This is a genomic window from Planctomycetota bacterium (assembly GCA_038746835.1).
Lineage (GTDB): Bacteria > Planctomycetota > Phycisphaerae > Tepidisphaerales > Tepidisphaeraceae > JBCDKH01.
Genome location: JBCDKH010000188.1, coordinates 1 through 7,019 on the forward strand (window position 1 = coordinate 1; position 7,019 = coordinate 7,019).

Sequence of the window (7,019 nt, forward strand, 5' to 3'; positions counted from 1 at the left end):
GTCGTTCATGCCCCACTCGGTGACCATGTGCCGGGCGACGCTGGTGACTTGGCGAATGTCGCCCGCGACGCCGGAGTTGACGTCGCCGGTGAACATCTCTTCAGCGATGCGTCCGCCGAAGCAGACTTTGATGAAGGCGATGCACCACTTGCGGCTGGTCGTATAGCGGTCTTTCTCCGGCAGCGTCATCGTCGCACCGCCGTACGGGCCACGCGGGATGATCGTCACCTTGTGGATCGGGTCGGCATCTTCGACGAGTGCCTGCACGACGGCGTGGCCGGCTTCGTGGTAGGCGGTGGCCTTCTTTTCCTTGTCGTCGATGACGCGGCTCTTGCGGGCCCGGCCGAAGCGAACCTTGTCGCGCGCCTCTTCGAGGTCTTCCTGCTCGACGTGGTCCTTCTCAGCCAGCGTCGCGATGAGCGCGGCCTCGTTGATGCACGCGGCGAGGTCGGCACCGCTGAAGCCGGGCGTCGCACGGGCGATGCGCGACAGGTCGACGTCCGGACCGAGCTTGATCTTGCGGGCGTGGACCTTGAGGATCTCCATCCGGCCCTTGACGTCGGGCAGGGTGACCTGCACCTGACGGTCGAATCGGCCGGGACGCGTGAGCGCCGGGTCGAGCACGTCGACGCGGTTCGTCGAGGCGATGACGATCACCTGATCATTCGAGTCAAAGCCGTCCATCTCGACGAGGATGGCGTTGAGCGTCTGCTCGCGCTCGTCATGGCCACCCGACGAGAAGCCGCTGCCGCGACGTCGGCCGACGGCGTCGATTTCGTCGAGGAAGATGATGCACGGCGAGTTTTCCTTCGCCTGCTTGAACAGGTCGCGGACACGGCTCGCACCGACGCCGACGAACATCTCGACGAAGTCGGAGCCACTGATCGAGAAGAACGGAGCGTCCGCCTCGCCCGCGATGGCTTTGGCGAGAAGCGTCTTGCCGGTTCCGGGCGGGCCGACGAGCAGGCAACCGCGCGGGATGCGTCCGCCGAGCCGCTGGAACTTCTTGGGGTTCTTGAGGAACTCGACGATCTCCGCCACTTCTTCCTTGGCCTCTTCTACGCCGGCGACGTCATCGAAGGTGACGTTGGTCTGCTCCTTGACGCTCATGCGGTGCTTGGAGCGTCCGAAGTTGCCGAGCATGCCCGCCGCTCCGCCACCGCCGCGAAGCGGGCGGATGAAGAAGAAGTAGATGAGGGCGATGAAGAGGATCCAGGGCAGGATTGGGATGAGGTAGAGCACCCAGTTGCTCGGGACCTCCGCGTCGTACGCCGCTTGCCCGCGGGCACGCTCGCGAATGTCGGCGAGGAAGTCACTGGCGGCACCCTGGGGAATGGTGACTGAAAACTCCTTCACCTCGCCCAACTGGTCGATCGGCACGCTGGCACCAAACTCACCGCGCACTTCCGTACCGGCAATGACGAGCTCTTTCACGTTCTGAGCGTCGAGCTGAGCGTCAAAGACGTGCAGCTCGACCTTCTGATACCGCGTGTTCTGGCTGTCGATGATGATGAACAGCACCACCGCCACGGCGAGCACGAGGATGAGCAGGCCGCCGACGCCGCGACGATTGCCCATGCCTTGCGGCTGGTTCGGCCCGCCGGGGCGAGGCTTGCCGTCGGGGCCGGGTTTGCCGGTGTTGTCCTGGCCGGAAGTCTTCTTCTTGGCCGGTGGTTGATCTGGAGCGTTGGCCATCGGGTGGTGGTGCGTCGTGGTATCGGACGGGCGATTGCGACTCGCCCGGGCGAGACCAGCGTCGGCAGTGCCGCACAATCACTATAGAACGCGGGGCGGCCTCATGTGTCGCAGTTCTGACCGCTTCATGTGAAAGCTCGTCGATCGGTCGCCCAGGCCCGCATCGCCGCAGGACGCGACGACGGTCCGATTACCACCGTGCAGCCATCTCATCGACGATTCGCTCCGCCAAGGCCTCGGCGGCGCTGCGTTCGCTCACCGGGACGCCCTCGCCGTATTCGGGGAAGTGCTCGCTCTCGCCGCGGATGCCCGACAGTCGCAGCAGCGTCTGGCCGTCGCGAAGGTCCGTCCACGTCGCTTCGGCGATCACGTCGAGCGACGACACCTGCGGGAAGCCCGTGTTGCGCGAACGCAGCGGCGTGCCGACGTCGACCTCGCGAATCGTCACCTCCAGCAACGTGTCCGCACGCTCCACATCGGCCACGCGGTAGGGCGTTCGCTGCTCGACCTCGCGAACCAGAGCGTCGCTGACCGCCGCGGAGACCTCCGGCCGCGGGGCCGCATTGACGGCCGCGGCGACGGCGACCGTGGCCACGTCGTCGCGATACGCCTCGTCCGCCTCCAACGGCCCGTACGCACAGCCGGCGAGCAGCGTCGACAGCAACAGCACGAACAAGCCACTACGAACCATCGGCCGTCTCCTCGTCGGTGTCGTCGGACAGCACGTCGGCGTACCGCACTTCAGCTTCGGCCATGATGCGGGCGGCCGCGTCGCGATGACCCGTCCGCCGATACCACCCGGCCTGCGACTCGGCCTTCTGTGCGAACTGCTCTTCGATGTACGCGAGCGCCCGCTCGATCTCGGGCGTCTGCCGAACGCCTGCGTCCTTCAGGTCGAAGAACTGTGCCCGCGCATCCAGCAGCGACGTCGGGTCGTATCGCGGGCCCTGGTACTGCAGCAGATTTGACCACGCCTGGCGAAGCCGAACCCGACCGATCTCGTCGCTGCGTGGGTAGCTCTCGACGAAGACCGTGTACGCGTCCTCGGCGAAGTCGTAGTCGCCACGAGCGAAGTAGTGGTCGGCCGACAGAAGCAGAGCGCTTTCCGCCAGGTCGCTGCCGGGCACGCGTTGCTGGATGCGGAAGAGCATCTCGAGTGCCTCGAAGTCGCCCGCGCCGGTCCCGAGACTGAACGCCGGCCTCGACCTGGCGAGCAACGCGACGGCCAGCTGGTACTGCCGAATCGCTGCCGGGCGGAAGAGCGTCCCGTCGGGATACGTGTCCAGCAGCTCGTCGAGGTAGTAGAACGCTCGCTCGGTGTTGCCGTCCTCGGCCAGGGCGTTGGCGGCGACGAACAGGGCTTCGGGACGGGCCTGGCTCTGACGCGTCCGCGGGTCGCGGAACCACTCGACGAGGCGATCGAAGGCCTGCTCCTCGTCGCCGTCGTCCAGCTCGGCGGCAGCTTGGAGGACCGTCGGCTCCGTCACGCCACGACGCTCCAGAAAGGCCGTGTTGTCGACCTCGACCACGTCCGGCCTGCCGGCACAACCGGCCACGACGACCAGCAAGAGGGCCAGGAACACGCTCCATCGGTTCATGACGACGAGCGTACCGACTCGGGCCGTCGGTGTCGTGCGGGGCGACCGCGTCATTCGCCTGGCTCGGCCTCGACGTCGGCGACGCGCTTGATGAGCCGGAAGCCGAGATGGCCGTTGCCCTCGCTGACCAGCTGGGACATCCGGGCCGACGGGCGATAGCTCGAGCAGTAGCTGGCGTGGCACAGATGCGAGCCGCCACGGATCGCCGCGATCGCACCGCCGTCATCCAGATCGACGGGCAACGCCGGGTTGTCCGCGACGCCGCCGACCTGGAAGCGACGGCGATGGCTCATCGGGTCGTAGCCGTCGGCCGTCCATTCCCAGGCGTTGCCGATCATGTCGACCACGCCGTAGCCGTTGGCCGGGAACGACCCGACCGGGGCGAGACCGGCGAAGCCGTCGGCTTCGCTGTTGTGGTGCGGGAAGGAGCCGGTGAATGTGTTGGCGAGGTGCCGGCCATCGGGTGCGAGCGTGTCGCCCCACGCGTAGGCCTGATCCGCGAGCCCGCCGCGTGCGGCAAACTCCCACTCGGCCTCGGTCGGAACGTCCTTGCCGGCCCACGCTGCGTAAGCCGCGACGTCGCGCAGCGAGACGTGGACCACCGGATGGTCGTCCAACCCGTCGATCGAACTGCCCGGCCCCGTCGGCGGACGCCAGTTCGCGCCGGGCGTGAACTGCCACCACGCGCGAACGTCGCGCAGGGACACCGCCTGATCCGGCGCGGCGAAAACGACCGAACCGGCCGCGAGCAACTCCACCGGCGGGCGAGGCGTGCCGGGCGGAAGCTGCTTGCGAAGCTCCTCCCAATCCACCGGCCGCTCGGCCGTCGTGACGTAGCCGGTTGCCTCGACGAACTGTGCGAATTGGGCGTTGGTGACCTCGGTCCGATCGATCCAGAAGCCGTCGACGCGAACGCGGTGCCGCGGCAGCTCGTCTTGGCGTGCCTTGTCGCCCACGCCGCCCATGGTGAACGCGCCGCCGGGAATCCAGACCATGCCGTCTGGCGCGTCAGCCGGCGGATCGTCTGCGAGGACAGCCTGACCACTGGCCATCACGCCGGCCGCGATCATCGTCGACATCACTCGGAACCACGCCATGGCGAATGGTAAGACTGCGTGACGACGGCCGAGGTTCCCGGACTCAGTCGACGGCCATCTCGAACGGCACGGCCGGGAGGTCTTCGCTGTTGACGAGGTTGACCGCCGGCGCGGGCGAAAAGGCGTAACGCACCAGCGCTGGTTCGGTCACGCCTTCGGCGCTGAGGACGATGCTGTCGGGCCCGACGAGTTGGGCCGTTGCGTCGTGCGTTTTGCCGTCCGCGTCGACGAGAACGAAGCCGAGCACGTCATCGCCTTCCAGCAGCCGCAGGCCGTCGCCGACGTGGTCGTAGGTCAGGCGGACCGAGCCGTCGTCCTGCGCGGCGACGCTCGTCGGAATCGGGTAGTCGGCCATGACGGCCTGGCCGTAGACGTCGCGGAGGGCGAATCGGGCGAGGCGTTCGCCCACGGGCTGCTTGTTGGTCGGGTGGATGTCCGTCTCGTCGCCCACGTCGATCGACACGGCCATCTCGACGTGGTCGAGGTCGGCCAGCTCGCGCTGGGTTTCGCGGAAGCGTCGCCACACGTCTTCGCCCGATCGGCCGAACGCGGTGAGCTGGACGAAGTAGACGGGCAGCTCGTCGTCGCCGAACTGGCTTCGCCACGCGTCGACAAGCTCGGGGAAGAGGACCTTGTACCGGTCCGGATTCCCTGCGTCGGCCTCACCCTGGTACCAGAGGACGCCGCGAATCGGCATCGCCCCCAGCGGGTGGGTCATGCCGTTGTGGAGCGCGGCCAGCTGATGCTGCGGCCCGCCGCCGTTGAGCCCGGGTCGACGCCCCTCGCGCCCACCCTCGTCCCATTCGCGAAACGCCTCTTCGGCCCGGGCGGTGCGCCTGGCCACCATCTCGCGCAGCTGGTCGTAGTCGTCGTAGCGGCGGAGCGTCTCGTCGGGCAGCCAGGCGTGGATGGCCGAGCCACCCCAGGAGGCGTCGATGAGCCCGATCGGCCGACCGGTCTCGGCGTGGACCTGACGCCCAAAGTGATAGCCGACGGCGGAGAAGTAACGCACCGTGTTCGGCGCCGCCTCGGCCCAGGTGGCGTCGATGCGTTCGACCGGCTCCGTCGCCGACTGCCGCCGCACCTTCAAGAGGCGGATGTCGCTGTCGGCCGCGTTCGGGATCGCCCACGACGCCGAGTCGGTCCGCTCGACCGCCCAGGCCATGTTCGACTGCCCGCTGCATAGCCAGATGTCTCCGGCCAGAACGTTGGTCAGCCGCACCGCCTCACTGCCGTCGGCCTCCACCACCAGCTCATACGGCCCGGCCTCCGCTACGGCCGGCAACTCGACCCGCCAGTACCCCTCCTCATCCGCCGTCGCCTCCGCCGCGGCCTCGGCCATCCGCACCGTCACCGCCGCCCCGGCCTTCGCCGTCCCCCAGACCGGGATCGCCCGGTCCATCTGCACCATCATGTCGTCCGAGAAGGGCGTCCCCAACTCCACCTCCGCCGCTGCCCGGCCGGCGAGCAGGGCGAGGGCAACGAGCGTCAGGGAGATCAGGTGTCTTGCCATGATCGGTTTTAGGGCACGCATGCGACGCCATGAGCCGCGTGCGAGGCCCTCTCTCAGTCTTGGAGAAACCGTACGAGACCTGAAGCCCTCGGAAACGACTTCCCCAAGCGAGTCGGTCGGGCTAAATCCGACGCTGTCGTCGAAGCAGCAGCAGGGCCCCGACGGCACCGGCGGCAAGCGAGGCGGGTTCGGGGATGACAAACGGGTCGAGGAACTCGGTGGTGTTGAGGGCTGTGTCTGAGATGCGCAGTTCGTCAAAGATCGATTCGCGAAGCAACGCGGGTCCTCCGGCAAGCGCCTGACCAACGAGTAGGGCGGACCCCGACGGCCACGTCAGGGCCTCACCGTCTGGCCCGTCGTGCGTGCCGACGAGGTTGCCGCTGACGTAGACGTTGCCCACGCCAGTTGCTTGGTCGTAGGTAAACGCGAAGTGTTCCCAGTCGGCTCCGAAGTCGAAAAGGTCTGTCAACTCGACCAATCCGGACACCGTGGTGTAGCGGACACTGAGCTCGCTGGGGTTGTTGATCAGGATGCCGGACGAGGCGCCGTCCCGGCGGCTGATGAAGTTGCCCTGGTTCTCGAGCGTCCTAGCGAAGAACTCGATGGTGATCGACGAGGCGTCCAGGGCTGGGTAGTACGACACGCTCCCGGAGATGTCCGGACTGAAGCCCGTGTTGTCCACACCGCTGAGTGCGCCGCTGTTGGCCGCGCCGGTCAGTGGGACGGTATCGAACGGGACCTCGGCCTCGATGTCGCCGAACGCACCCGTCAACGGGTTGCCGCTGGTCACCTCATTCGGGACGGAGTACGAGAGCTGATTGGCGTTGTCATCCTGCTCCATCCGCCAGTAGCCGATGGTGTTGGCCTGCACAGCCCCGCAGGCAAACGCGAGGAGCGTCAAACTACAAGTCGCTTTGAACTTCATGAGCTTTTCTCCGAGGCAAGTCAGAATCAGCGCAGGCGTCAGAAACCGGGTGAACACAGTCTACGCGTTCTGGAGCATGTCTAATGCGATTCTGAAGGGCATCTGTGGATAGTTGTTCATTATCTGTCTCTATGATGTCCTGATACGCAGTGATCGCAGTTCGGTATTTGGCAAGATGAAATAGTGAATCA

6 protein-coding genes are annotated in these 7,019 nt (G+C 66.8%); all 6 read right to left on the minus strand.

Annotated features, from left to right (window positions below; genetic code table 11):
• The coding region (gene ftsH, locus AAGI46_14375) for an ATP-dependent zinc metalloprotease FtsH (GenBank protein ID MEM1013393.1) at nt 1-1,695 on the minus strand (1,695 nt) is incomplete at its 3' end.
• A 190-nt stretch (nt 1,696-1,885) separates the two neighbouring features.
• Complete coding sequence (gene lptE, locus AAGI46_14380) at nt 1,886-2,386, minus strand: LPS assembly lipoprotein LptE (protein MEM1013394.1); 501 nt, start codon at nt 2,384-2,386, stop codon at nt 1,886-1,888.
• Nucleotides 2,376-3,293 carry an outer membrane protein assembly factor BamD gene (bamD, locus tag AAGI46_14385; protein MEM1013395.1) on the minus strand — a complete coding sequence of 306 codons (918 nt, stop codon included), beginning with the start codon at nt 3,291-3,293 and terminating at the stop codon, nt 2,376-2,378. The genes lptE and bamD overlap by 11 nt, the downstream gene beginning before the upstream one ends.
• A gap of 50 nt (nt 3,294-3,343) precedes the next feature.
• Nucleotides 3,344-4,390, minus strand: coding sequence for a formylglycine-generating enzyme family protein (locus AAGI46_14390; protein ID MEM1013396.1), 1,047 nt, complete (start codon nt 4,388-4,390; stop codon nt 3,344-3,346).
• Nucleotides 4,391-4,433: 43 nt separating this feature from the next.
• Nucleotides 4,434-5,903: a sialate O-acetylesterase gene (locus tag AAGI46_14395; protein ID MEM1013397.1), complete on the minus strand. Its 1,470-nt coding sequence runs from the start codon at nt 5,901-5,903 to the stop codon at nt 4,434-4,436.
• 121 nt (nt 5,904-6,024) lie between these two features.
• Complete coding sequence (locus AAGI46_14400; GenBank protein ID MEM1013398.1) at nt 6,025-6,828, minus strand: LamG-like jellyroll fold domain-containing protein; 804 nt, start codon at nt 6,826-6,828, stop codon at nt 6,025-6,027.
• Nucleotides 6,829-7,019: the final 191 nt, after the last annotated feature.

Bases quoted from the DNA above. Each gene is read 5' to 3' on its own strand.
- lptE (MEM1013394.1), bottom strand. From the start codon at position 2,386: ATGGTTCGTAGTGGCTTGTTCGTGCTGTTGCTGTCGACGCTGCTCGCC.
- bamD (MEM1013395.1), bottom strand. From the start codon at position 3,293: ATGAACCGATGGAGCGTGTTCCTGGCCCTCTTGCTGGTCGTCGTGGCC.
- AAGI46_14390 (MEM1013396.1), bottom strand. From the start codon at position 4,390: ATGGCGTGGTTCCGAGTGATGTCGACGATGATCGCGGCCGGCGTGATG.
- AAGI46_14395 (MEM1013397.1), bottom strand. From the start codon at position 5,903: ATGGCAAGACACCTGATCTCCCTGACGCTCGTTGCCCTCGCCCTGCTC.
- AAGI46_14400 (MEM1013398.1), bottom strand. From the start codon at position 6,828: ATGAAGTTCAAAGCGACTTGTAGTTTGACGCTCCTCGCGTTTGCCTGC.